The sequence below is a fragment of the Streptomyces sp. NPDC025721 genome, from assembly GCF_055558595.1.
Genome location: NZ_JBVHMF010000006.1, coordinates 256,937 through 282,339 on the forward strand (window position 1 = coordinate 256,937; position 25,403 = coordinate 282,339).

General features: G+C 72.7%; 22 protein-coding genes. 15 read left to right on the forward strand and 7 right to left on the reverse strand.

Annotated features, from left to right (window positions below; all coding sequences use genetic code 11):
- Position 1: 1 nt before the first annotated feature.
- Genes ACZ4EF_RS12165 through ACZ4EF_RS12180 form a run of 4 tightly spaced genes read right to left on the reverse strand, consistent with a single transcriptional unit; the run spans position 2 to position 4,357 of the window.
- Positions 2–1,102 carry an AAA family ATPase gene (locus ACZ4EF_RS12165; RefSeq protein ID WP_467504131.1) on the reverse strand — a complete coding sequence of 367 codons (1,101 nt, stop codon included), beginning with the start codon at positions 1,100–1,102 and terminating at the stop codon, positions 2–4.
- Positions 1,103–1,156: 54 nt separating this feature from the next.
- Complete coding sequence (locus tag ACZ4EF_RS12170; RefSeq protein ID WP_467504133.1) at positions 1,157–2,884, reverse strand: VMAP-C domain-containing protein; 1,728 nt, start codon at positions 2,882–2,884, stop codon at positions 1,157–1,159.
- Between the two features lie 4 nt (positions 2,885–2,888).
- Positions 2,889–3,851 carry a trypsin-like peptidase domain-containing protein gene (locus tag ACZ4EF_RS12175; RefSeq protein ID WP_467504134.1) on the reverse strand — a complete coding sequence of 321 codons (963 nt, stop codon included), beginning with the start codon at positions 3,849–3,851 and terminating at the stop codon, positions 2,889–2,891.
- Positions 3,848–4,357, reverse strand: coding sequence for a CU044_2847 family protein (locus ACZ4EF_RS12180; RefSeq protein ID WP_467504136.1), 510 nt, complete (start codon positions 4,355–4,357; stop codon positions 3,848–3,850). The genes ACZ4EF_RS12175 and ACZ4EF_RS12180 overlap by 4 nt, the downstream gene beginning before the upstream one ends.
- A gap of 650 nt (positions 4,358–5,007) precedes the next feature.
- Between ACZ4EF_RS12180 and ACZ4EF_RS12185 the strand changes: the two genes are divergently transcribed.
- From ACZ4EF_RS12185 to ACZ4EF_RS12220, 8 genes are all read left to right on the forward strand, one after another.
- Positions 5,008–6,468 carry an aldehyde dehydrogenase family protein gene (locus tag ACZ4EF_RS12185; protein WP_355346583.1) on the forward strand — a complete coding sequence of 487 codons (1,461 nt, stop codon included), beginning with the start codon at positions 5,008–5,010 and terminating at the stop codon, positions 6,466–6,468.
- Positions 6,469–6,668: 200 nt separating this feature from the next.
- Positions 6,669–8,609, forward strand: coding sequence for an acyl-CoA dehydrogenase family protein (locus tag ACZ4EF_RS12190; protein WP_401723043.1), 1,941 nt, complete (start codon positions 6,669–6,671; stop codon positions 8,607–8,609).
- 29 nt (positions 8,610–8,638) lie between these two features.
- Positions 8,639–9,949 carry a 1-deoxy-D-xylulose-5-phosphate reductoisomerase gene (dxr, locus tag ACZ4EF_RS12195; RefSeq protein WP_467504139.1) on the forward strand — a complete coding sequence of 437 codons (1,311 nt, stop codon included), beginning with the start codon at positions 8,639–8,641 and terminating at the stop codon, positions 9,947–9,949.
- Entirely contained in the window at positions 9,946–11,262 is a 1,317-nt protein-coding gene (locus ACZ4EF_RS12200) for a M50 family metallopeptidase (protein ID WP_391050317.1), read from the forward strand. The genes dxr and ACZ4EF_RS12200 overlap by 4 nt, the downstream gene beginning before the upstream one ends.
- 100 nt (positions 11,263–11,362) lie before the next feature.
- Positions 11,363–12,517, forward strand: coding sequence for a flavodoxin-dependent (E)-4-hydroxy-3-methylbut-2-enyl-diphosphate synthase (gene ispG, locus ACZ4EF_RS12205; RefSeq protein WP_391050316.1), 1,155 nt, complete (start codon positions 11,363–11,365; stop codon positions 12,515–12,517).
- A gap of 179 nt (positions 12,518–12,696) precedes the next feature.
- The gene (locus ACZ4EF_RS12210) at positions 12,697–13,542 is read left to right on the forward strand and encodes a GNAT family N-acetyltransferase (protein ID WP_401306076.1); all 846 of its coding nucleotides are present in this window, start codon (positions 12,697–12,699) and stop codon (positions 13,540–13,542) included.
- A 43-nt stretch (positions 13,543–13,585) separates the two neighbouring features.
- Complete coding sequence (locus tag ACZ4EF_RS12215) at positions 13,586–14,119, forward strand: GNAT family N-acetyltransferase (RefSeq protein WP_355350329.1); 534 nt, start codon at positions 13,586–13,588, stop codon at positions 14,117–14,119.
- Positions 14,120–14,229: 110 nt separating this feature from the next.
- The gene (locus ACZ4EF_RS12220; RefSeq protein ID WP_467504142.1) at positions 14,230–15,927 is read left to right on the forward strand and encodes a proline--tRNA ligase; all 1,698 of its coding nucleotides are present in this window, start codon (positions 14,230–14,232) and stop codon (positions 15,925–15,927) included.
- 163 nt (positions 15,928–16,090) lie between these two features.
- Here ACZ4EF_RS12220 and ACZ4EF_RS12225 read toward each other — a convergent pair whose 3' ends face one another.
- From ACZ4EF_RS12225 to ACZ4EF_RS12235, 3 genes are read right to left on the reverse strand one after another with little or no spacing between them, the layout of a single operon-like run.
- A complete protein-coding gene (locus ACZ4EF_RS12225) occupies positions 16,091–17,035 on the reverse strand; it encodes an aminoglycoside phosphotransferase family protein (RefSeq protein ID WP_355350323.1) in 945 nt (314 codons plus the stop codon).
- 43 nt (positions 17,036–17,078) lie between these two features.
- Positions 17,079–17,498: a ferritin-like domain-containing protein gene (locus ACZ4EF_RS12230; RefSeq protein WP_355350320.1), complete on the reverse strand. Its 420-nt coding sequence runs from the start codon at positions 17,496–17,498 to the stop codon at positions 17,079–17,081.
- Complete coding sequence (locus ACZ4EF_RS12235) at positions 17,495–18,040, reverse strand: hypothetical protein (protein ID WP_467504145.1); 546 nt, start codon at positions 18,038–18,040, stop codon at positions 17,495–17,497. Before ACZ4EF_RS12235 ends, ACZ4EF_RS12230 begins: the two co-directional genes overlap by 4 nt.
- 147 nt (positions 18,041–18,187) lie before the next feature.
- Here ACZ4EF_RS12235 and rimP point away from each other — a divergent pair, with 147 nt between their 5' ends.
- From rimP to truB, 7 genes are all read left to right on the forward strand, one after another.
- Entirely contained in the window at positions 18,188–18,745 is a 558-nt protein-coding gene (rimP, locus tag ACZ4EF_RS12240) for a ribosome maturation factor RimP (RefSeq protein WP_401723056.1), read from the forward strand.
- A 2-nt stretch (positions 18,746–18,747) separates the two neighbouring features.
- Entirely contained in the window at positions 18,748–19,734 is a 987-nt protein-coding gene (gene nusA / locus ACZ4EF_RS12245) for a transcription termination factor NusA (RefSeq protein WP_188279440.1), read from the forward strand.
- 138 nt (positions 19,735–19,872) lie between these two features.
- Complete coding sequence (locus ACZ4EF_RS12250; RefSeq protein WP_355350310.1) at positions 19,873–20,151, forward strand: YlxR family protein; 279 nt, start codon at positions 19,873–19,875, stop codon at positions 20,149–20,151.
- Between the two features lie 157 nt (positions 20,152–20,308).
- The gene (gene infB, locus ACZ4EF_RS12255; protein ID WP_366823806.1) at positions 20,309–23,455 is read left to right on the forward strand and encodes a translation initiation factor IF-2; all 3,147 of its coding nucleotides are present in this window, start codon (positions 20,309–20,311) and stop codon (positions 23,453–23,455) included.
- A gap of 116 nt (positions 23,456–23,571) precedes the next feature.
- The gene (locus ACZ4EF_RS12260) at positions 23,572–23,865 is read left to right on the forward strand and encodes a DUF503 domain-containing protein (protein WP_355349778.1); all 294 of its coding nucleotides are present in this window, start codon (positions 23,572–23,574) and stop codon (positions 23,863–23,865) included.
- 34 nt (positions 23,866–23,899) lie between these two features.
- Positions 23,900–24,409, forward strand: coding sequence for a 30S ribosome-binding factor RbfA (gene rbfA / locus ACZ4EF_RS12265; protein WP_391050311.1), 510 nt, complete (start codon positions 23,900–23,902; stop codon positions 24,407–24,409).
- Positions 24,406–25,344 carry a tRNA pseudouridine(55) synthase TruB gene (truB, locus tag ACZ4EF_RS12270; protein WP_467504149.1) on the forward strand — a complete coding sequence of 313 codons (939 nt, stop codon included), beginning with the start codon at positions 24,406–24,408 and terminating at the stop codon, positions 25,342–25,344. Before rbfA ends, truB begins: the two co-directional genes overlap by 4 nt.
- The last annotated feature ends 59 nt before the right edge of the window (positions 25,345–25,403 follow it).

A 25,403-nucleotide genomic window follows, 5' to 3' on the forward strand; every position in this document is an offset into this window, starting at 1 on the left:
GTCAGGACTCGTTGAGGGGGCGGAGGAGGACGCTCTCGATGAACTCGCGGTCCTGCCGGCCCGACCACAGGCCGCGGTCGGCCATCAACAGGGCGTTCAGGAGCTGGTCGTTGGCAAGCTCCGCGCCCTCCTCGCGCTGGCGGCGCAGGAACTCCGCGATGACCGCGGCGCGTTCGGCCGCCGCGCCGGGGGCGCCGGGTCCCAGGTGCGCGGTGACCATCGCGGCGAGCCGGTCCGCGTCCGGCGGCTGGATCTCCAGTCGGACGCAGCGACGCAGGAACGCGGCCGGGAACTCCCGCTCGGCGTTGCTCGTCAAGACGGTGAAGGGGAACTGAGCACAGCGCACCGTCCCGCCAGTGACGGTGGCCGTCCGCGCACCGTCCGCGGTCATGACTTCCTGATCACCCGGCCCCAGCCGGGCGAGTTCCGGAATCCCGAATTCGCCTTCCTCGAAGACGTTCAGCAGGTCATTGGGCAGATCGAGATCACTCTTGTCGATCTCGTCGATGAGCAGCACCCGCGGGTGCCGCCAGGGCAGCAGCGCCGTACCGAGGGGACCGAGCCGCAGATAGCGGCCGACGGGCGGCGGCTCCTCCCTGCCGGTGCCGCCCCCGGTGCCGTCCCTCCCCGCGCCGCCCGTGCTCCCCGCCGGACCGCGTCCCATGCCCGCGTCGTGCAGACGGCCGATCGCGTCGTACGCGTACAGACCGTCGCGCAAGGTGGCGCGGCTGGTGATCGGCCAGCGCAGCACGGGACCGAGGCGCAGTTCGTGGGCGACCGCGTAGGCGAGTGTCGACTTGCCGACTCCCGGCTTGCCCGTGATGAGCAGGGGGCGGCGCAGGTGCAGGGCCAGGTTGACGAGCTGCACCTCGCGCCGGTCGGCCTGATAGGCGACGGCCTGGCGGTCGCGGCCGAGCCGCCGGGCGGTGGCGCCGTCCGCGCCCGGTCCCGTGCCGTCGGCGGGCGGCGGGGGCAGTTCGCCGGGGTCGCCGTACTCGGTGCCGAAGGCCCGCCAGGCGGGGGCCTCCGGCAGGCCGTTGATGCCGTCGTGCGGGGTGCCGGTACCCCGGTACACCCACCAGTCGTCGCCGTTCGCCGTCACCGCACCGCTCCTTGTCCTCTTCGTCCTGTGCGTCCTGTGCGCGTCCTCCGCATGTCAGGCCATCCCCGCGTACGGCGTGTCCTGGTCGGCGTCCACGCTGTCCGGGTCGTCCCAGAGCAGCGTGATGTTGTTCCGCACGTCGTCGGCGCCCGCCGTCCTGCCGTACTTGCGGCAACGGTGCACGGTCTCCGGCAGGTCGAGCAGCCGGGCCGGGGGGTGGGCGCGCAGCGCCGTCACCAGCTCGCGCGGGTCGCCGGGGTCGCGCCGCCACAGCATGACGGGCACGCCCTCGGTGTACAGCGCGTCCTTCACGGCCGCGAGCAGGTGCGCCGAGAGCCGGTCGTACGGCACGGTCAGGCCGAGGCAGGCCAACTCGGGCTGCCGTACGAGGGATTCGGTCAGCTCAGTCGCGGCGGACCGCCCGTGCAGCCGGGGCCAGGAGATCCTGCCGAGCGCGTCGTCCGCCGGGTCCGCCTCCCGAGCCCCGGTTCCGGCCGTGTCGCCGTTCCCGTCGCCGAGCGGGCTCGCCGCCGCTCGCTGCGGGTCCCGGCGCAGATGCTGCCAGCGCTGCCGCCACGCGCCGATGACCCAGGAGTCGGTGTACCGCTCCAGGGACCGTACGACGACGGGGTGGTGCTGGCCGAGCGGGGTACGGGTCGGCCCGGCCGACCACAGCTCGGCGCTGTACCCCAACAGGGCCTCGGGCAGCAGGAATTCGACCCGTACACCGCCGCCCGCGCCGCGCACCTCGCGGGCCAGCTCCGTCCACGCCGACATCCGCGCGCTGCCCGCGCCGGTCAGCTCGCTGCGGCGGAAGGGCTCGCTGGGCGGCAGCGCCGCCACCCGGCGCAGCGGGCCGCCGTGCACGGCCTGCCGGTAGTAGGCGCCGCGCAGTTCGTAGCTGCCGTCCTCGACATGCTCGGGGCCCGCGGCCTCGACGCGGATCTGCACGATCAGCCGGTCGGCGGCCTCCGGGCTCTGCGCTCCGCCGCCGGCCGTCCCGGTGTCCCCGGCCCGGCCGCCGCCCAGCGCGCCGAGCAGGTCGCGCAGCGCCGCCCAACGGGCGTACGCGGCAAGGTCGGTGTCGGCCGTGACGGAGCCGAGGAAGCGCAGCAGCGGTACCGCCCGGCCCGCGTCGCCGCCGGGGCCGCCGCCCCGCAGATCGGACAGGCGCACCAGGATCTCCGGCAGGGTCTCGCGGCCGGTGAGCAGCGCGGTGCCGGGCGCGCCGTGCGGGACATGGCGCGCGAGCTGGGCGGGGGAGGGGAGATGCGGGAGGTCCGCGCGCAGCGCGGTGAGGACGGTGAGCGAGGCGTCGGGCGGCAGGGGCGCCGCGCCGGTCAGGCCCAGGACGGCCAACTCCAGCCACGGCAGGGCCTTGTCGTACGGCGCCTGACCGCGCAGCGCCGCCCGCAGCGCGTCCAGTGCCGCGTCGGGGTCGGGGCGGGTCTCGATCGCGCCGACGAGATTGCGCAGGTGGGCGCGGGCGACGAACTCCTCGCGGACGTCGAGCCGGAAGCGGGCCCGGCGCGCGCCCCGCACGCCGCCCGGACCGTACGGCCGCGGCTCGTGGCGCTCCGCCGCCTCGTCCATCCGCTGGAGCAGGTCGAGCCGGTCGCCGTGCCGGGACAACTGCGGGAAGTCCTCCAGCAGTTCACCCAGCAGCTCGGCCGCGCCGACCGGCCACGGACCCCCGTCGGCCGCCGGACCGGGACCGTCCCCGGCCCTGCCGACCTTGGCCAGCAGGCGCTTCGCCGTCCACTTCCCCTCCACGGAACCCATCGCGCTACGCGTCCCCCCAGCCGCCGATCGCCCGCCCGACCAGGTCGCGCAGCCGCTCCAGGGCCCGGTCGTCCGGCACGATCTCCTCCATCGCCGTGAACAGGGCGCGCCACGCGGCCCCCTCGTCCCGGAACCGGCGGCAGCTCAGCACCAGCCGGAAGAGGTGGTCCCGGCGGCCCGGCCGCTCCTCCACCTCGAAGGAGTACGGCAGGCCGAGGTGGTCGCCCATCCGGTCGAGCAGGTCGTAGCGGTTGTCCGCGCGTCCCAGAGAGGGGAACGCCAGCAGGGCGTCGACCAGTTCCATGTCGGTGGGCGGCGGGCCGGGCGCGGCGGCCGTCGGGGCGGAGCCGGCCGGGGCGTCGGCGATACCGAGGAGGCCGCGCAGGGCCGAGACCGGGGTGCACCAGCCGCCCCGGTCGTCCCGGTACGAGCGGCTGCCCTTCACCACACCGACCACGAGACCGGCCCGGTCGAGCAGCATGCTGCCGCTGAAGCCCTCGCGGACGCCGTCGCCCAGCACCCGGAAGAAGTCGCCTGACCTGGCTCCTGTGCGCAGCGCGAGCGAGTCCGGCTGGACGCCGGGGGAGGGGGTGAACTCCGAGTAGCCGAGCGCCGTCACCTCGGTGCCCGGCTCGGGGTCGCTGGCCGCGAGCGACGCGACGGGGTGCCCGGACCACCCGGCCACGGTCAGCAGCGCCAAGTCCGGATACGGGTGGAAGCGCCCGCCGTCGCTGTGCGGAGGCACCGCCCGTACGCCGTCCGCCGCCACGGGACCACCGCCGGACGGGTGACGTACGACGATTCCGGCCGCTCCGGCCACCACGTGCGCGGCGGTGACGACGAGCCCGTCCCGTACGAGGAAGCCGCTGCCCCGGAAGGTCCCGCCGATCTCCAGCCACACCGCGCGAAAGTGCGCCTCGCCGCCCAGCGGCCCGGCGCCCCACCAGGCGACGGCCCCAGCGCTCACGGCTGTCCGCCGGACCCGGAGCCCGTGTCCCCGTCCGCGGCGGCTCCGACCACCGCCGTGACGGCCGCCTCAGCAGCCTCAGCCGCCTCGGCCGCTTCCGCGCGGGCTCTGCGCGCCGCCAGGTCCCAGGAGAGCCGTACGGTCAGGCTGGCCTCGCTGCCCGCCTCCGCGATGATCCCGAAGAGCTGGCCGGACTTCACGGCCAGATTGAGGCCGAATTCGACCTCGAAGGCGTCGGGGGAACCGGCGGCGCCGCCCTCCGTCACCGTTTCGGCCGCCCAGCGGCCGACACTGCGGACGGTGTCGCGCACCTGGCCGAGGCTCAGGGCGACGGCCGAGCCCAGCGCGGCGGCGCGGCGGCCGACGTCGACACCGACGTCGCCGTACGCGTCGGCGCCGCCCGCGCCGGAGGCGGCCTCACCGGGCTGCCGGAAGGTGAGGTCGCCGATGACCTCGGCCTCCACCGTCGAGCCGTCGCCCAGGTCGATCGTCACGGTCTCCGTCATGGCGTTCCCTCCCCGTCCCGCCAGCAGGATAGAGGCGCCCGAGGGCACGCCGTGCGGCTTTCCCCACCTGCCCCCCCGGCCGAAGCCGCTGCCGCCGACCGGCCGTACCCCGGCCGTGCCCCGGCCCTCTTGGGGCCGTACCCGACGCCGTCCGCCCGCGCGGCCCCCGGCCGGAGCCTCACCAGCCGCCGTCGGAAGGCTTCCGGTCACCCCGCCGGGCCACTGCCGAACGCGGCCGGTCCCCATAAGCCCGGCCCCTGCCGTCCCCGGCCCCGGCGGTCCACCGGCCGCCGCCGGGCCCCTGGTGGTCCCCATAAGCCCGGCCCCTGCCGTCCCAGGCACCGGCGGTCCACCGGCCGCCGCCGGGCCCCTGGCGGTCCACGTAAGCCCGGCCCCGCCTTCCCCCGGCACCGACGCCCCACCGGACGCCGTCCGGTACACCCCGTCCGGTACGCCCCGACCGGCCGCCGCCGGGGCCCCGGCGGTCCCCCGGAAGAAGGGCCCCCTCGCAGCGCCGGGCCATTCCGGCCATTACGGCGCGCGTCAGTGGGCACGTACTACGTCGTGGACAACGTGCGGTGTCCGCGGGCGCGCCTACCGTGAGAGACGGGACGGCAGCACAATCGAACTTCTGAAGGGCGGGACCCACCGTGACAACGACAGGCGCAGCCGCGTACGCGTTCTGGCTGGCGGGCCGTGAGGCCACCGGTACGGACACCTTCGATGTGACCAGCCCGTGGGACGGCGCGGCGGTCGGCCGGGTGAGCGTGCCGACGGACGCGCAGGTCGAGGAGGCGGTGGCGGCGGCAGCGGCGGCGCAGGACGCGTTCTCGGCGACGCCCGCCCATGTGCGCGCGGCGGCGCTCGACCACGTGTCGAAGCGGCTCGCGGAGCGGTCGGAGGAGGTCGCCCGGCTGATCACGGCGGAGAACGGCAAGCCGATGAAATGGTCGCGCGGCGAGGTCGGCCGCGCCGTGTCCGTCTTCCGCTGGGCCGCGGAGGAGGCCCGCCGCTTCAACAGCGGCGAGGCGCAGCGGCTGGACACCGACGCCGGCGGCGTCGGGCGGCTCGCGCTGACCCGCCGCTTCAGCCGCGGCCCGGTGCTGGGCATCGCGCCGTTCAACTTCCCGCTCAACCTGGTGGCCCACAAGATCGCCCCGGCCATCGCGGTCGGCACGCCGATCATCCTCAAGCCCGCCCCCGCGACCCCGCTGTCCGCGCTGCTGCTCGGCGAACTCCTCGCCGAGACCACCGGCCTGCCCGAGGGCGCCTGGAGCGTGCTGCCGGTGGCGAACGACCGGATGTCCTCGCTGGTCCAGGACCCGCGGCTGCCGGTGATCTCCTTCACCGGCTCCGACACCGTCGGCTACCAGATCATGGACTCCGTGCCGCGCAAGCACGTCACCCTCGAACTCGGCGGCAACGCCGCCGCCGTCGTCCTCGCCGACTGGTCGTCCGAGGCCGACCTGGACTGGGCGGCGAGCCGGATCGCCACCTTCGCCAACTACCAGGCGGGCCAGTCCTGCATCTCGGTGCAGCGCGTCATCGCCGACACCGCCGTCTACGACGCGCTCGCCGAGAAGATCGTCGCCAAGGTGCGCGCGCAGGCGGTCGGCGACCCCGCCGACGACGCGACCGACGTCGGTCCGCTGGTCAGCGAGGCCGCCGCCGAGCGCGTCGCCTCCTGGGTCGACGACGCCGTCGGCAAGGGCGCCAAGCTGCTGACCGGCGGGGTGCGGGACGGCGCGAGCTACGCCCCGACCGTCCTGGCCGACCTGCCCGCCGACGCCGTCCTCGCCTCGGCCGAGGCATTCGGCCCCGTCCTGTCGCTGCACCGGGTGAACGGCACCGACGAGGCTTTCGCCGCCGTCAACGACTCCCGCTTCGGCCTCCAGAGCGGCGTGTTCACCCACGACCTCCAGGCCGCCTTCCGCGCCCACCGCGAACTGGAGGTCGGCGGCGTCATCATCGGCGACGCGCCCTCCTACCGCGCCGACCAGATGCCGTACGGCGGTGTGAAGGACTCCGGCACCGGGCGCGAAGGCGTCAAGTACGCGATGGACGACTACACGTACGAGCGCGTGCTGGTCCTCACCGGCCTGGACCTTTAAACACAGGACCTCCAGACACGGAACCTCCAGACACGGAACCTCCAGGCGCGGGACCTCCAGACACGGGACCTCCAGGCACCGGCCTCCGAGCCCCGAGGGATTCGGCCGACCTCGCGCCGCGGATGGTCGGGTCGGCCGGATTCGGGTAGTACGGACAAGTAGCACCGGTTGGTAACCGGCTACCCGGAGGTGACGCAACCGTGTCCGCACCCACCGCACGCAAGGTCTCGGAGCGCGAAGCACGTCAGGTGGCGGAGGCCGCCAGAGAACAGGACTGGCGCAAGCCCAGCTTCGCCAAGGAACTGTTCCTCGGCCGCTTCCGCCTCGACCTGATCCACCCCCACCCGCTGCCCGCGGCCGAGGCGGTGGAGAAGGGCGAGGCGTTCCTCGACCTGCTCAAGGGTTTCTGCGAGACGAAGGTCGACGGCGCCAGGATCGAGCGCGAGGCGCGGATTCCCGACGAGACGATCGCGGGCCTGAAGGAAATCGGCGCCTTCGGGATGAAGATCGACACCGCGTACGGCGGCCTCGGCCTCACCCAGGTGTACTACAACAAGGCGCTGGCCCTCGCCGGTTCCGCGAGCCCCGCGATCGGCGCGCTGCTGTCGGCCCATCAGTCGATCGGCGTACCGCAGCCGCTGAAGATGTTCGGCACGCGGGAGCAGAAGGAGAAGTTCCTGCCGCGCTGCGCCCGTACCGACATCAGCGCCTTCCTGCTCACCGAGCCCGACGTCGGCTCCGACCCGGCGCGGCTGGCCACCAGCGCGGTCCGCGACGGCGACGACTACGTACTCGACGGCGTGAAGCTGTGGACCACCAACGGCGTCATCGCCGACCTGCTCGTCGTCATGGCCCGGGTGCCGAAGCCGGACGGCGGCGCGGACACCTACGAGGACCACAGGGGCGGCATCACCGCCTTCGTCGTGGAGGCCGACTCCCCGGGCATCACCGTGGAGAACCGCAACGCCTTCATGGGCCTGCGCGGTCTGGAGAACGGCGTCACCCGCTTCCACCAGGTCCGGGTCCCGGCAGCGAACCGGATCGGCGCCGAGGGCGCGGGCCTGAAGATCGCGCTGACCACCCTGAACACCGGCCGCCTGTCACTGCCCGCCATGTGCGCGGGCGCGGGCAAGTGGTGCCTGAAGATCGCCCGCGAGTGGTCGGCCGCCCGTGAGCAGTGGGGCAAGCCGATCGCCGAGCACGAGGCCGTCGGCGCGAAGATCGCGTACATCGCCGCCACCACGTTCGCGCTCGAAGCCGTACTGGACCTGTCGTCCCAGATGGCGGATGAGGACCGCAACGACATCCGGATCGAGGCCGCGCTGGCCAAGCTCTTCGGCTCTGAGGCCGCCTGGCTGATGGCCGACGAACTGGTGCAGATCCGCGGCGGGCGCGGCTTCGAGACCGCCGACTCGCTGGCCGCCCGCGGCGAGCGCGCCGTCCCGGCCGAGCAGATGCTCCGGGACCTGCGGATCAACCGGATCTTCGAGGGCTCCACCGAGATCATGCACCTGCTGATCGCCCGCGAGGCCGTCGACGCCCACCTGTCCGTGGCGGGCGACCTCATCGACCCCGACACCACCCTGGGCGACAAGGCCAAGGCGGGCGCCAAGGCAGGCGGCTTCTACGCCCGCTGGCTGCCCAAACTCGTCGCGGGCCCGGGCCAGCTCCCGCACGCGTACGCCGAATTCGGGCCGCTCGCCGGACACCTGCGGTACGTGGAACGCAGCGCGCGCAAGCTGGCCCGCTGCACCTTCTACGCGATGTCGCGCTGGCAGGGCCGGATGGAGACCAAGCAGAACTTCCTCGCCCGGATCGTCGACATCGGCGCGGAACTCTTCGCGATGAGCGCCGCCTGCGTCCGCGCCCAGCACCTGGCCGCGACCGGCGACCACGGCCGGGAGGCCCGCCGTCTGGCCGACGCCTTCTGCCACCAGTCGCGCATCCGCACCGAGGAGCTGTTCGCCCGGCTGTGGACCAACACCGACAGCACCGACCGCCGCCTCACCCGCTCCGTGCTCAACGGCGACCTCACCTGGCTGGAAGCCGGAATCGTCGACGCCAGCCGCGAGGGCCCGTGGATCGCGGAGGCCGAGCCCGGCCCGTCGCGGGCGGACAACGTCCGCCGACCGGTGCACTGACAGCCGCCACGGCAGGACAGAATGGCCCCATGACGGACGCTCTCGCAGACCCGCACTACCGCCCGTACACGACCGGAGAGGCGGCGGCCGCCGGCCGACGGGACATCGTGATCCTCGGCTCGACCGGCTCTGTCGGCACCCAGGCCATCGACGTGGTGCTCCGCAACCCGGACCGCTTCCGCGTCGTGGCCATCTCCGCCGCGGGCAGCCGCGCGGAACTGCTCGCCGAACAGGCGCACCAGCTTCAGGTGCATACGGTCGCGGTCGCGGACGAGGCCGCCGTGGAGCCGCTGCGACAGGCCCTGACCAGGCACTTCGGCCCCGGCAACGGGCCGGAGCTGCTGGTCGGCCCGGAAGCCGCCACCCAGGCCGCGACCCTGGAGTGCCACGCGGTGCTCAACGGCATCACCGGCTCGATCGGCCTGCGGCCCACGCTGGCGGCGCTGGAGGCCGACCGGGTGCTGATCCTCGCCAACAAGGAGTCGCTGATCGTCGGCGGCCCCCTGGTGAAGGCCGTCGCGAAGCCCGGCCAGATCGTGCCCGTCGACTCCGAGCACTCCGCGCTCTTCCAGGCGATGCTCGGCGGCAGCCGCGCCGAGGTCCGCAAGCTCGTCGTCACCGCCTCCGGCGGCCCCTTCCGCGGCCGTACCCGCGAGGAGCTGGCCGACGTCAAGCCCGCCGACGCCCTCGCGCACCCCACCTGGGACATGGGCCCGGTGATCACCATCAACTCCGCGACCCTGGTCAACAAGGGCCTTGAGGTCATCGAGGCGCACCTGCTCTACGACATCCCGTTCGAGCGGATCGAGGTCGTCGTCCACCCCCAGTCCTACATTCACTCGATGGTGGAATTCGTGGACGGATCGACGCTCGCCCAGGCCAGCCCGCCCGACATGCGGATGCCGATCGCGCTGGGTCTCGGCTGGCCGGACCGGGTCCCGGACGCCGCGCCCGCCTTCGACTGGTCGAAAGCCTCGACATGGGAATTCTTCCCGCTGGACGACGACGCGTTCCCGTCCGTCGCATTGGCGCGACATGTGGGTAGCCTCGGAGGCACCGCGCCCGCGGTGTTCAACGCGGCCAACGAGGAGTGCGTCGACGCCTTCCTCGCCGGCCGGCTGCCGTTCACCGGGATCGTGGACACCGTCGCGAAGGTCGTCGAGGAACACGGCGTGCCCGGGACGGGAACTCGACTGACCGTCGAGGACGTCCTCGAAGCGGAGGCGTGGGCCCGTGCCCGTGCCAGGGAACTCGCGAACGTGAACGGGAACAACGGGAGTGCGGACGTGAACGGGAACGTGAACACGAGCGCGTCGACATCGGAGGCAGCAGGCGTATGACCGCTCTCATGACGGTCCTCGGCATAGTGGTCTTCGCCGTGGGCCTGATGGTCTCCATCGCCTGGCACGAGCTGGGCCACCTCTCCACGGCCAAGCTCTTCAAGATCCGCGTGCCGCAGTACATGGTCGGATTCGGCCCGACGATCTGGTCCCGGCACAAGGGCGAGACCGAGTACGGCTTCAAGGCCGTGCCGCTCGGCGGCTACATCCGCATGATCGGGATGTTCCCGCCGGGGGCGGACGGCAAGGTCTCCGCCCGGTCGACCTCGCCGTGGCGCAGCATGATCGAGGACGCCCGCTCGGCGGCGTACGAGGAGCTCCAGCCCGGCGACGAGACGCGGATGTTCTACACGCGCAAGCCGTGGAAGCGCGTCATCGTGATGTTCGCCGGACCGTTCATGAACCTGATCCTGGCCGTCGCGCTGTTCCTCGGCGTGTTCATGGGCTTCGGCATCAGCATGCGCACCACCGTGGTCAGCCAGGTCAGCGACTGTGTGATCTCGCAGGCGGACACCGCCAAGCGCGACGTGAACAACCCGTGCCTGCCCTCCGACCCGGTCGCGCCCGCCAAGACCGCGGGCTTCAAGGCCGGCGACAAGATCGTGGAGTTCAACGGCCACCCGGTCGGCGACTGGAACGCCCTGTCCAAGGACATCCGCGACGGCATCGGCCCGGCCAGCGTCGTCGTGGTCCGCGACGGACAGCGGCTCACCCTGCACCCCACGATCACCACCAACACCGTCGCCAAGACCGACAGCGACGGCAACTACGTGGACGGCACGGTCAAGGCGGGCTTCCTCGGCTTCAGCCCGGCCAGCCACATCCAGCCGCTGGGCTTCACCGATTCCGTGAACCACATGGGCGACATGGCCAAACAGGGCGTGAATTCTCTGATCAGCCTGCCCAAGCGGATTCCCGACCTGTGGAACGCGGCCTTCAACGGCGCGCAGCGCAAGCCGGACTCCCCGATGGGCGTCGTCGGCGCCGCCCGCGTCGGCGGCGAGGTCTTCGCGCTCCAGGAGCCCGCCATCAACCGCGTCATGACCATGGTCATGCTCGTCGGCGGCTTCAACCTCTCGCTGTTCCTGTTCAACATGCTCCCGCTGCTGCCGCTGGACGGCGGCCACATCGCGGGCGCGCTGTGGGAGTCCGTCCGGCGCAAGGCCGCCAAGGTCTTCCGCAAGCCGGACCCCGGCCCCTTCGACGTCGCCAAGCTCATGCCGATCGCCTATGTCGTGGCCGGAATCTTTGTGTCCTTCACCTTGCTCGTCCTGATCGCCGACGTGGTCAACCCCGTCAAACTGAGTTCGTAATGGGATGAGGGGCGTGTGGGTCGTGGGCGGGGTGCCGTAACCTCGGTTATCGGAGCCCGCCCACGCGGGACCTCGATCCACACCTTGGGGATGCCACGCAATGACCGCGATTTCGCTCGGGATGCCAGATGTTCCGATCAAGCTCGCCGAACGCCGCAAGAGCCGTCAGATCCAGGTCGGGTCGGTCCCGGTGGGCGGGGACGCGCCTGTTTCCGTCCAGTCGATGACGACGACCCGTACCTCTGACATCGGTGCCACTCTTCAGCAGATCGCTGAGCTGACGGCTTCGGGCTGTCAGATCGTGCGGGTGGCGTGTCCGACGCAGGATGACGCCGACGCGTTGGCGACGATCGCGAAGAAGTCGCAGATTCCGGTGATCGCGGACATTCATTTTCAGCCGAAGTACGTGTTCGCGGCGATCGATGCCGGGTGTGCGGCGGTTCGGGTGAATCCGGGGAACATCAAGCAGTTCGACGACAAGGTCAAGGAGATCGCGCGGGCGGCTTCGGACGCGGGGACGCCGATCCGGATCGGTGTGAACGCGGGGTCGCTGGACGCGCGGCTGCTGAAGAAGTACGGGAAGGCGACGCCTGAGGCGCTGGTGGAGTCCGCGCTGTGGGAGGCGTCGCTGTTCGAGGAGCACGGTTTCCGGGACATCAAGATCTCGGTGAAGCACAACGACCCGGTGGTGATGGTCAACGCCTACCGGCTGCTGGCGGCGCAGTCGGACTACCCCCTCCACCTGGGTGTGACGGAGGCGGGTCCGGCGTTCCAGGGGACGATCAAGTCCGCTGTGGCGTTCGGTGCGCTGCTGTCGGAGGGTATCGGGGACACGATCCGGGTGTCGTTGTCGGCTCCTCCGGCGGAGGAGGTCAAGGTCGGGATTCAGATTCTGGAGTCGTTGAATCTGCGGCAGCGGCGGCTGGAGATCGTGTCGTGTCCGTCGTGCGGGCGTGCGCAGGTGGATGTGTACAAGCTGGCGGATCAGGTGTCGGCGGGTCTTGACGGTATGGAGGTCCCGCTGCGGGTCGCGGTGATGGGCTGTGTCGTCAACGGTCCGGGTGAGGCCCGTGAGGCCGACCTCGGTGTGGCGTCGGGCAATGGCAAGGGTCAGATCTTCGTCAAGGGTGAGGTCATCAAGACCGTGCCGGAGTCGAAGATCGTCGAGACGCTGATCGAAGAGGCGATGAAACTCGCCGAGCAGATGGAGGCCGACGGCACCATGTCAGGCGAACCGCAGGTGAGCGTCTCCTGACTGCCGAGCAGCCCGCGCGACCGGCCGCCGGGCCACGCCCGAGCCCCGCGCCCGCCGCCCGCCGCCCACCGGTGGCCGGACGCGGGGCGCGGCACGGCCCCGCGCGGTAAAGTGCGCAGATCATCCCAAGCCTGCTGCTCAAGCCAAGCCTGCTGCGGCCCGTACGGTGAGGCACCCACGTGTTGACCACATCGACTGCCAAGGTCCTCGAACCGGGCGATCTCGACGCCGCCCTCGCCGTACTCAACCGCGACCCGGTGGCCAACGCCTTCGTCACCTCCCGGGTCAATGTCGCCGGGCTCGACCCCTGGCGGCTCGGCGGCGAGATGTGGGGCTGGTACAGCGGCGGCAGACTCACCTCGCTCTGTTACGCGGGCGCCAACCTCGTACCGCTGTGCGCCACCCCCGAGGCCATCCGCGCCTTCGCCGAGCGCGCCCGCCGGGCCGGCCGCCGCTGCTCCTCGATCGTCGGCCCCGCGGAACCCACCGCCGACCTGTGGGCGCTCCTCGAACCCCACTGGGGCCCGGCCCGCGAGGTCCGCTCCCACCAGCCGCTGATGACCACCCGCGCGCTGCCCGCCGACATCACGCCCGACCCGCTGGTCCGCCGCGTCCGGCGCGACGAGATGGACGTGATCATGCCCGCGTGCGTGGCCATGTTCACCGAGGAGGTCGGCGTCTCCCCGCTCGCGGGCGACGGCGGCCTGCTCTACCAGGCCCGCGTCGCCGAACTGGTCTCCACCGGACGGGCCTTCGCCCGCATCGAGGACGGCCGGGTCGTCTTCAAGGCCGAGATCGGCGCCGTCACCCGGCACACCTGCCAGATCCAGGGCGTCTGGGTCGCCCCCGAACACCGCGGCAAGGGCCTGTCGGAGACCGGCATGGCCGCCGTCCTGCACTACGCCCTGCGCGATGTCGCCCCGGTCGCCAGCCTCTACGTCAACGACTTCAACGCCCCCGCGCGGGCCGCCTACCAGCGGGTCGGATTCTCCGAAGTCGGCGCGTTCATGAGTGTGTTGTTCTGACCGCGCTCGAAGGCCGCGGGCGCTGGGGGTAGTGTCCCGGCCCATGGAGAACGTGGTGGTCGGACCTGTCGACCTCGGCGCGCGGGTCGACGAAGCCCTCGCCGTACAGGCGCTCGCCTTCGGGCTCGGCCCCGGCGAGGTCGCCATCCGGCGGCAGATCGTGCTCCGGCACCTCAACTACCCCGGTGCGCGGGCCCTCGGCGCCCAGACCGACGACGGACGGCTGGTCGGCTTCGTCTACGGGCTGCCCAACGACCGCGGCCACTGGTGGTCGAGCGTCGTCCAGCCGTACCTGCGGCAGCGCGGCACCGACGGCTGGCTCGACGACTCCTTCGTCATCACCGAACTGCACGTGCTGCCCGACTTCCAGGGCCACCGGGTCGGCCGCCGCCTGATCACCGAGATCACCGACACCGCCACCGAGCCGCGCAGCATCCTCTCCGCGATCGACGGCGACAGCCCCGCCCGCCGCCTCTACCACGCCCTCGGGTACCAGGACCTGGCCCGCCCGGTGCACTTCCCGAGCGCCGCCCGCCCCTACGCCGTGATGGGCGCGCCGCTGCCGCTGCTGCGGTAGAGCGCGGCCCATCACGGCGTAGGGGCGGGCGCGCGTGGGGGAAAAGGGTTGTGCGGGCGCCCGGCGGCCCGGCTACCCTCGCCGCACCCCCGACCTTCACGGAGAACGCCATGGTCCTGCGCATGTCCCGGCTGATGCTCAAGACGCTGCGCGACGCCCCGGCCGACGCGGAGACCGCCAGCCACAAGCTGCTGGTCCGCGCCGGATACGTGCGCCGCTCGTCCGCCGGGATGTGGACCTGGCTGCCGCTCGGCAAACGCGTCCTGGACAACGTCGCCCGCGTCGTACGCGAGGAGATGGAGGCGATCGGCGGCCAGGAGGTGCTGCTGCCCGCGCTCCTGCCCCGCGAGCAGTACGCGGCCACCGGGCGCGCCGACGAGTACGGCGACCTGCTCTTCCGGCTCACCGACCGCAAGGGCGCCGACTATGTGCTCGGCCCCACCCACGAGGAGGTCTTCACGCAGATCGTGAAGGACCAGTGCACGTCCTACAAGGACCTGCCCCTGACCCTCTTCCAGATCCAGACCAAGTACCGCGACGAGGCCAGGCCCCGTTCGGGCGTGCTGCGGGGCCGCGAGTTCCAGATGAAGGACGCGTACTCCTTCGACACCGACGACGAAGGACTCGCCGCGTCGTACCGGCTGCACCGGCAGGCGTACATCCGGATCTTCGAACGCCTCGGCTTCGACTTCCGCGTCGTCTCCGCCGTCTCCGGCGCCATGGGCGGCTCCGCCTCCGAGGAGTTCCTGGCGCCCGCCGCCGCGGGCGAGGACACCTTCGCGGACTGCCCCGCCTGCGACTACGCCGCCAATACGGAGGCGGTCACCTTCACGGCCGCGCCCGGTGACCCGGCTGCCGCTGAGCACGGCCCCGTCGAGGAACTGGACACCCCCGACACCCCCACCATCGAATCGCTCGCCGCCCGCCTCGGCGTGCCCGCCTCCGCCACACTCAAGAACCTGCTGGTCACGGTGGACGGCGAGATCACCGCGGTCGGCGTCCCCGGCGACCGCGAGGTGGACCTCGGCAAGCTCGCGGAACACCTCGCGCCCGCAGCCGTCGCACTCGTCACCGCCGAGGACTTCGCCGCCCGGCCCGATCTCGTACGCGGCTACGTCGGCCCCCAGGGCCTGGGCGTCCGCTACCTCGCCGATCCCCGGATCGCCCCCGGCACCGCGTGGGTCACCGGCGCCAACAAGCCCGGCAGGCACGCCGCCAACGTCGTCTGCGGCCGGGACTTCACCGTCGACCGCTACCTCGACGTGGTCACCGTCCGCGCCGGTGACCCCTGCCCCCGGTGCGGCGCCGGGCTCCGCCTCGACCGGGCCATCGAGATCGGCCACATCTTCCAGCTCGGCCGCAAATACTCCGACGTCTTCCAGCTCGACGTCCTCGGGCGCGACGGCAAGCCCGTGCGCGTCACCATGGGCTGCTACGGCATCGGCGTCTCGCGCGCCGTCGCCGCCCTCGCCGAACAGACCGCCGACGACGCGGGGCTGTGCTGGCCCGCCGAGGTCGCCCCCGCCGACGTCCACGTCATCGCCGCGGGCAAGGCCGAACAGACCGCTCTCGCGGAGGAGGCCGCCGCCGCGCTGCACGCCGCGGGACTGCGGGTCCTCCTCGACGACCGGCCCTCCCTCTCGCCCGGCGTCAAATTCACCGACGCCGAGCTCATCGGCGTCCCCACCCTCCTCATCGCCGGCCGCCGCGCCCGCGACGCCGTCGTCGAGCTCAAGGACCGCCGCACCGGCACCCGCCGAGAGCTCCCTCTCCCCGAAGCCCTCGCCCTCCTCACCACCCCCCACTGACGGCTCGCCGCCGTGGCTGATCGCGCGGTGACGGATCGACCCCGCCGTGCGGACGGCGGTCGCGCGGGTCCCCGCGTCCCTGGGAAGGCGGCTCCTTGCGGGATCAGACCCAACCCCAACTCAGCCCGTCCGGCGATTGAGGACTTTCGGGGAGGGGCGGGGGCTAGAGCCAGGAGGCGAATTCGAGGAGGAGCTCGGCGGCTTCGCGGTCGCCGACGGAGAGGTACCAGACGCCTGCCTCGACGGCACGGAAGAGGGCCCAGCCGCGAAGGCGCTCGGGCTCGACCTCAAGAGAGGCGGCGAGCTTGGCGAGCCGCCGCCGGGCCGCGGCCCGGGAACCGGGCTGGGCGGCCAGGGTCGGAAGCCGGTCACGGACCAGCCAGGCGAGATCGTAGGCCCGCTCACCGACCAGCGGCTTCGGGTCGATGGCCAGCCACGCCATCCGCTCCCCGGCCAGCACATTGCCGTGGTGATAATCCCCGTGCAGCAGCACCTCCTCGGCGCCCGAGGCGACCAGCTCCGCGTGCACCGACAGCGCCTCGTCGACGAGCCCGACCGCCTCGGCCGCCCAAGGCCGTTCCCGCCGCTCGCGCAGCAGCGCCACCAACGCACCGGTGTAGTCGGCGACCGACGTGAAGGGATGCCCCTCGGCCGGCGGCACCCAGAGCCGCTGAAGAACCCCGGCGGCCTCCAGCATCGCCTTGGGCTCGGCAAGCGACCGCAGCGACACATCTGCCTGAAGCCGCTCCAGCAGCATCGCCCCCTCGCCGGGATCGGCGTCGAGGAGGCGTACGGCGCCCCGCCCGTCCCAGTGCGCGAGCGCCGCGTGCTCGTGCTCGGTCTCCCGCGTGACCATGCCGACCTTCAGCACCGCCGGCACCCCGTCCGCAGTGCGGACCAGCACGATCATGCTGATCTGGCCCCCGGCCGCGAAGACCCGCTCGACGGTCAGCCCCCACCGCTCCAGGAACCGCGCCACCCGGTCGGGGAGTTCGGCCAGCCACACCCGGCCCGCCTCGCCCTCCCAGGCCCCGACGGTGCGGACCAGCCGCTCCGGCGGCTCCAGCCGTACGCCTTCCGGCCCCCCGTGGTGCGCTGCTGAAGCCATCCCTGTGCGTTCCCTCCGTGTCGTGTGCGGCGGGGAACGGTGATCAGCTCCGTTCCGCCAACCCCGGGAAGGCTACGCTGCCGCCGCGCCACCGCACGGCACGCACCGCCGCCTCGCGCATCGCGCCCGCCGCGTCCCGCCTGATGTCCCCGATCGCGGACCGCACCACGTCGCCGTAGGCGCCCGCCACCCGCTCCTCCAGATACGCCGCCAGCCGCAGCGCCGCCGCCGCGTCCGCCACCGGGAACGGCAGCTGGTAACCCGCCGCCGCCGTCACCGGCACCCCGCCCAGATCGCGCACGGTGCGGCCCAGCACGTCCCGCCGCGCGCGGTGCGCGTCGTACGCCTGCCGCGCCTCGGGCCGGCGGCTCCCGCCGACCAGGCCGCCCACGACGCCGTAGCCGTACACCGCCGCGTGCTCGGCGGCCAGCGCCGCCTGCGCCGCGTCCAGCACCGCGCTCATCGCACCGCCCCCTTCGTCCCGAGCAGCGCCACGTGCCCGGCGCCCGCCGCCGCCACCGACGCGAACAGCCGGGCCGTCTCGCCCGGCACATTGAGCAGCGCCGTCGCCCGGCTGTCGGCGAGCCGCCGCTCCTCGTCCGCCAGGGACTTCAGGGCCGCGGACGGCGAGGAGGCCGGGGGAGCGGACGGCGAGGAGGCGGGGGTCGCGGCGGACGTCGCGCCGGGGGACGGCGAGCCGGTCGGTACGGGCGCCGCCCGGCCGCCGAACGCGCCCACGTGCAGGGCCACTTCGGCCCGCAGCGGCGCCAGCCGACCGGCGAGCGCCGGATACGCGGCGGCCACCGCGTCGTACCGCGCCAGCAACGCCGCGCTGTCGCGGACCGCCTGGCGCAGCGCCAGCTCGCCCGGTTCGGGCAGCGTGGCCTTGTGTCCGGCCCCGTCCGAGCCCGCTGTTCCACCACCTCTGGAACACCCGGCACTGACGACAACGGCCGCCACCGCCACCACACTCCGCCTGCTGAGCCGAGGCACGTCCGGGATCATTGGGCGAGTGTAAGGGTGCGCGGGAGGGCGCTCGGCGCCGCCTCCCGGCGGCCCGCGATGGCGCGGCGACGTGTGGAAACTCGGGTAATCTTTCCTTTACACGCGACCTTCCACCACAACAGCACACGCGGCCGAGGAGTCACCCGGATGAGCACCACCCAGAGCGAGAGGCTGCGCGGGCTGCTTGAGCCGCTCGTCGTGAGGACGGGACTGGATCTGGAAGAGGTCACGGTGACGGCCGCGGGCAAGCGGCGGCAGTTGCTGGTCGTCGTGGACTCGGACGAGGGCGTGCAGCTCGACGCGGTCGCGGCGCTGAGCCGGGAGATCTCGCAGGCGCTGGACGCCTCGGACGCTATGGGCGACGCGGAGTACGTCCTGGAGGTCACCTCGCCGGGCACCGACCGGCCGCTGACCGAGCCCCGGCACTTCCGGCGCAACAGCGGCCGGCTGGTGAAGCTCCAGCTCAAGGAGCGCGGCGAGCTGATCGCGCGGATCATGACGGTGGACGACGCGGGTCTCGACCTGGAGGTCCCCGGCGTCAAGGGCCGCAAGCCCAAGCCCGCCCGCGCGGACTTCGCCGAGATCGAGAAGGCCCGCGTGGAGGTCGAGTTCAACCGCAAGAACGCGGCCGGTGACGACGTGCACGACGAAGACGAAGACGTACACGACGTACACGAAGACGACGAGAACGACGAGGAGGCGTAGCCGTGGACATCGACATGAAGGCCCTGCGGGGTCTGGTGCAGGAGAGGCAGATCTCGTTCGACCTGCTGGTCGAGGCGATCGAGTCGGCGCTCCTCATCGCGTACCACCGCGAGCCCGGCAGCCACCGCAAGGCCCGCGTGGAGCTGGACCGCACCAGCGGACACGTGACCGTATGGGCGAAGGAGGACCCGGAGGAGGTCGCCGAGGACGCCGAGCCGCGCGAGTTCGACGACACCCCGACCGGCTTCGGCCGGATCGCCGCGTCGACCGCCAAACAGGTGATCCTCCAGCGGCTGCGCGACGCCGAGGACGACATCACCTTCGGGGAGTACGCGGGCCGCGAGGGCGACATCGTCTCCGGCCTGGTCCAGCAGGGCAAGGACCCGAAGAACGTGCTGGTCGACATCGGCAAGCTGGAGGCGATCCTGCCGGTCCAGGAGCAGGTGCCCGGCGAGGACTACCGGCACGGCACCCGGCTGCGGGCGTACGTGGTCCGGGTCGCCAAGGGCGTACGCGGCCCGTCGGTGACCCTGTCGCGGACCCACCCCAACCTGGTGAAGAAGCTCTTCGCGATGGAGGTCCCGGAGATCGCGGACGGCTCGGTGCTGATCGAGGCCATCGCCCGCGAGGCCGGACACCGTACGAAGATCGCGGTCCGCTCGACCCGCTCGGGGCTGAACGCCAAGGGCGCCTGCATCGGCCCGATGGGCGCGCGGGTACGGGCCGTGATGGCCGAGCTGAACAGCGAGAAGATCGACATCGTCGACTGGTCGGACGACCCGGCCGAGATGGTGGCGAACGCGCTGTCCCCGGCCCGCGTCTCCAAGGTCGAGGTGGTCGACGCCGGTGCCAGGTCGGCGCGGGTGACCGTGCCCGACTACCAGCTCTCGCTCGCCATCGGCAAGGAGGGGCAGAACGCCCGCCTGGCCGCCCGGCTGACCGGCTGGCGGATCGACATCCGCCCGGACACCGAGCAGCCGCAGAGCTGAGGGCCGGGCCCGGAACACGGACCGAAAGCGGTCGGCGGCGGGCAATGCATGCCCTCCGCCGGCGGCGGGCAGGAAACGAACAACCGTGCGTCGGCACACTCGAAGGAGTGAGGTCGGTGCGGGGAGGTAGACTAAAGAGTGTCTGGTCGGACGCGAACCCCAGCATGCCCGGAGCGAAGTTGCATCGGCTGCCGGGAGCGTGCGGCCAAGAGCGAGCTGCTGCGTGTGGCGGTGGACGGTGACACCTGTGTTCCCGATCATCGCGGTACGCTGCCCGGTCGGGGTGCGTATCTGCACCCCGCCCTTGCCTGTCTGGACCTGGCGGTCCGCCGCCGGGCGTTCAACCGGGCCTTCAAAGGCCCGGTGACGCCCGACACCGCGGAGTTGCGCCGGTTCGTCGAGCAGGCAGCCCCGTAAGAAGTAGGAAGAACGGCACGGGTCACCGTGCGGTCAGGTACCTCGCGAGATGGAAGTAGGTCGAGATTGCGATGAGCACTCGATGAGTACGCGATGAGTACGCCCATGAAGTAGCGACGGTCCGGCGGACGATCACCCCGGACCTAAAAGGAGCGAAGTGGCTAAGGTCCGGGTATACGAACTCGCCAAGGAGATGGGAGTCGAGAGCAAGGTCGTCATGGCCAAGCTCCAAGAACTCGGCGAATTCGTCCGTTCGGCGTCCTCGACGATCGAGGCGCCGGTAGTCCGCAAGTTGACTGACGCTTTCCAGGGGCCCGGTGGCAACACCAAGTCCGCTGCGAAGCCCGCGGCGCCGCGCAAGAGCGCGCCCGCCGCCAAGCCGGCCGCGCCCACCCCGGGTGCGCCGGCCCGTCCCGCTGCCCCGGCGCCGAAGCCGGCCGCCGGCGGCCCCGTGACCCCGGCCGCGCCCGCGGCCCCGGTCGCCCCGAGCGCTGGCCCGGCCGCCGGTGCCGGTACCGCACCGACCCCCGCGGGCTCCGGCCCGCGCCCGGGTCCGAAGCCGGCCCCCGCCGCGCCCGCCCCGAAGCCCGCTCCGGCGGCTCCGGTGCCCGCGGCGGAGTTCCAGGCACCCCCGTCGGCGCCCGCGGCCCCGGCCGCGCCGCGCAGCGGTGGCGCCACCCCCGGCCCGCGCCCGGCGCGCCCGGCCCCCGCCCAGAGCGGCGGCACCGGCCAGCGCGACACCCGTGACGGCGGGGCCCGCCCCGCGCGTCCCGCCGGTCCCGGCCAGGGCGGTGCCCGCCCCGGCGGCGCCCGTCCCGCGGGCCCGCGTCCCGGCAACAACCCCTTCACGTCCGGCGGCTCCACCGGAATGCAGCGCCCCGGCGGCGCCCCGCGTCCCGGCGGCGACCGGCGTGACGACCGTCCCGCCCGCCCCGGCGGCCAGGGAGCCCCGGGCGGCATGCCGCGTCCCGGCGGCGCCCCGCGCCCCGGTGGTCAGGCAGGCGGTCCCGGCGGACAGCGTCCGTCCCCCGGCGGCATGCCCCGCCCGCAGTCCTCGGGCCCCCGCCCGAACCCCGGCATGATGCCGCAGCGGCCCGCGCCCTCCCCGGGCGGGCGTCCCGGCGGTGGCCCCGGCGGCCGTAGCGGTGGTCCCGGCGGCCGTCCCGGCGGCGGCGGTCCCGGCGCGCGTCCCGGCGGCGGCGGCGGTTTCGCCGGCCGTCCGGCGGGTCCCGGCGGCGGCGGTCGTCCCGGTGGCGGCGGTGGCGGCTTCGGCGGCCCGCGCCCCGGTGGCGGTGCTCCCGGCGGTGGCGGCGGCTTCGGTCCCCGTCCCGGCGGCTTCGGCGGGCGTCCCGGCGGTCCGGGCGGCCGTGGTGGCACGCAGGGCGCGTTCGGTCGCGGCCCCGGTGGCCGTCCGGCGCGCGGCCGTAAGAGCAAGCGTCAGCGGCGCCAGGAGTACGAGGCCATGCAGGCCCCGTCCGTGGGCGGCGTGCTGCTGCCCCGCGGCAACGGCCAGACCGTGCGCCTGTCGCGCGGTGCCTCGCTCACCGACTTCGCCGAGAAGATCAACGCCAACCCGGCGTCGCTCGTTCAGGTGATGCTCAACCTCGGTGAGATGGTCACGGCGACCCAGTCGGTCTCCGACTCCACGCTGGAGCTGCTCGCCGGCGAGATGAACTACGTGCTGGAGATCGTCAGCCCGGAGGAGGAGGACCGCGAGCTGCTCGAGTCGTTCTCCATCGAGTTCGGTGAGGACGAGGGCGGCGAGGAGATGCTCGTCTCCCGCCCGCCGGTCGTGACCGTCATGGGTCACGTCGACCACGGTAAGACCAGGCTTCTCGACGCGATCCGCAAGACCAACGTGGTCGCGGGCGAGGCCGGTGGCATCACCCAGCACATCGGTGCCTACCAGGTCGCCACCGAGGTCAACGGCGAAGAGCGCGCCATCACCTTCATCGACACCCCGGGCCACGAGGCGTTCACCGCCATGCGTGCCCGCGGCGCCAAGTCCACCGACATCGCGATCCTGGTGGTCGCTGCCAACGACGGTGTGATGCCGCAGACGATCGAGGCGCTGAACCACGCCAAGGCGGCCGACGTGCCGATCGTGGTCGCGGTCAACAAGATCGACGTCGAGGGTGCCGACCCGACCAAGGTGCGCGGACAGCTCACCGAGTTCGGTCTGGTGGCCGAGGAGTACGGCGGCGACACGATGTTCGTCGACATCTCCGCGAAGCAGGGTCTCAACATCGACTCCCTGCTGGAGGCCGTGGTCCTGACCGCGGACGCCTCGCTCGACCTGCGGGCCAACCCGGAGCAGGACGCGCAGGGCATCGCGATCGAGGCGCACCTCGACCGCGGCCGCGGCGCCGTGGCGACCGTCCTGGTCCAGCGCGGCACGCTGCGGGTCGGCGACACCATGGTGGTCGGCGACGCGTACGGCCGAGTCCGCGCGATGCTCGACGACAAGGGCGAGAACGTGGAGGAGGCGACCCCGTCGACCCCCGTCCTCGTGCTCGGTCTCACCAACGTGCCCGGCGCGGGCGACAACTTCCTCGTCGTGGACGAGGACCGCACCGCCCGCCAGATCGCCGAGAAGCGGGCCGCGCGCGAGCGCAACGTCCGCTTCGCCCGCAAGGGTGTCCGGTTCTCCCTGGAGAACCTGGACGAGGCGCTCAAGGCAGGTCTGGTCCAGGAGCTCAACCTCATCATCAAGGGCGACGCGTCCGGTTCGGTGGAGGCTCTCGAGTCCTCGCTGCTCCAGCTCGACGTCGGCGACGAGGTCGACATCCGGGTCCTGCACCGCGGTGTGGGTGCGGTCACCGAGTCGGACATCGACCTGGCGACCGGCTCCGACGCCATCGTCATCGGCTTCAACGTCCGTGCGGCCGGCCGTGCCGCGCAGATGGCGGAGCGCGAGGGTGTCGACGTCCGCTACTACTCGGTGATCTACCAGGCCATCGAGGAGATCGAGGCGGCCCTCAAGGGCATGCTCAAGCCGGAGTACGAGGAGGTCGAGCTGGGCACCGCGGAGATCCGCGAGGTCTTCCGCTCCTCCAAGCTCGGCAACATCGCCGGTGTGCTGGTCCGCTCCGGCGAGGTCAAGCGCAACACCAAGGCCCGTCTGCTCCGCGACGGCAAGGTCATCGCGGAGAACCTCAACATCGACGGCCTGCGCCGCTTCAAGGACGACGTCACCGAGATTCGTGAGGGTTACGAGGGCGGTATCAACCTCGGCAACTACAACGACATCAAGATCGACGACGTCATCGCGACGTACGAGATGCGCGAGAAGCCGCGCGGCTGACGCGGCTGCCCGGCCGTGCGGTACGCCGTACGGCCGGGCGACGGTCCGGGGCCGGGGCCGGTCGGCGGGAGAAATCCCGTCGATCGGCCCCGGCCGTCGGCTGTAACGTCGTACCCATGTACGCAGGCACGCTGTGCTTCGACCTGCTCCTGGGTGACGTACGGTCCCTGAAGGAGAAGCGGTCCCTCGTCCGTCCGATCGTCGCCGAGCTGCACCGCAAATTCGCGGTGAGCGTGGCGGAGACCGGCGACCAGGACCTCTATCGCAGGGCCGAAATAGGAATCGCGGTGGTGTCGGGAGACCTCGGACACCTCAAGGACGTACTCGACCGGTGCGAACGCTGGATGATCGCCCGTCCCGAAGTGGAACTGCTGTCCGCACGGCAGCGTATCCACGGCGACGACGAGTGAGCAGAACGCCCAAGGACACAGAGAGAAGAAGACGATGACCGACACCGCGCGGGCGCGAAAGCTGGCCGACCGCATCCGGGTCGTGGTCGCGGAGACCCTGCAACGGCGGATCAAGGATCCGCGGCTGGGGTACGTGACGATCACCGACACCCGGGTCACCGGCGACCTGCGGGAGGCGACCGTCTTCTACACGGTCTACGGAGACGACGAGGAGCGGGCGGCCTCCGCCGCGGCCCTGGAGAGCGCCAAGGGTGTGCTGCGCTCCGAGGTCGGACGGCAGACCGGGGTGCGGTTCACCCCGAGCCTGGCCTTCGTCGCCGACGCCCTGCCCGACAACGCCAAGACCATCGACGACCTGCTCGCCAAGGCCCGCGCGGCCGACGAGGAGGTCCGCAAGTCCGCCACCGACGCGCAGTACGCGGGCGAGGCGGACCCGTACCGCAAGCCGTCCGACGACGAACTGGACGACGACGACCTCGACGTCCCGGCCGCCGCCGACCCGGACACCCGGCCCGACTCCGAGGGCGGTCCGGCAAGCGCATGACACATACCGGCTCTGAGCGACCGGAGGCGAGCCGGGCGCGGAAGGGGGCCCCGTCCGGGCTTGTCGTCGTCGACAAGCCCGGCGGGCTCACCTCGCACGGGGTGGTTTCGCGGATGCGGCGGCTGGCCGGGACCCGGCGGGTCGGGCACGCGGGCACGCTGGACCCGATGGCGACCGGGGTGCTGATCCTCGGCGTCGAGAAGGCCACCCGGCTGCTCGGCCACCTCGCGCTCACCGAGAAGGAGTACGTCGCCACGATCCGGCTCGGCCGGACGACGGTGACGGACGACGCCGAGGGCGAGATCACCGCAGTCGCCGACGCCACCGGGGTCACCAGGGAGAGCGTCGACGCCGGGATCGCCGCGCTGACCGGCCCGATCCAGCAGGTCCCCTCCAAGGTCAGCGCGATCAAGGTGAACGGCGTGCGGTCGTACACCCGGGTCAGGGAGGGCGAGGAGTTCGAACTGGCCGCCCGGCCGGTGACGGTCCACTCCTTCACCGTCCAGGACATGCGCCGGGTCGACGAGCCCGAGGACGCCGTCGGCGCCGTCGACCTCGACGTGACCGTCGTCTGCTCCTCCGGCACCTACATCCGGGCCCTCGCCCGCGACCTGGGCGCCGGGCTCGGCGTCGGCGGCCACCTGACCGCGCTGCGCCGCACCCGCGTCGGCCCGTACGGGCTGGACACCGCGCGCACGCTGGAGCAGTTGGAGGAGTCCTGCACGGTCGTGCCGATCGAGCAGGCGGCCGACGCGGCCTTCCCGCGCTGGGACGTGGACGCCGACCAGGCCCGGCTGCTGGCCAACGGCGTCCGCATCAAGGCCCCGGCGCTGCCCGACGGGCCGACCGCCGTCTTCGGCCCCGACGGCCGCTTCCTGGCCCTGGTGGAGGAGAAGGACGGCCAGGTGAAGATCGTGGCGGTCTTCCCGGAATAGCCGTCCGTCCCCCCTGCGCCCGTGCCCGGCCCGGTGTGACCGGGCCGGGCTCTGGACAC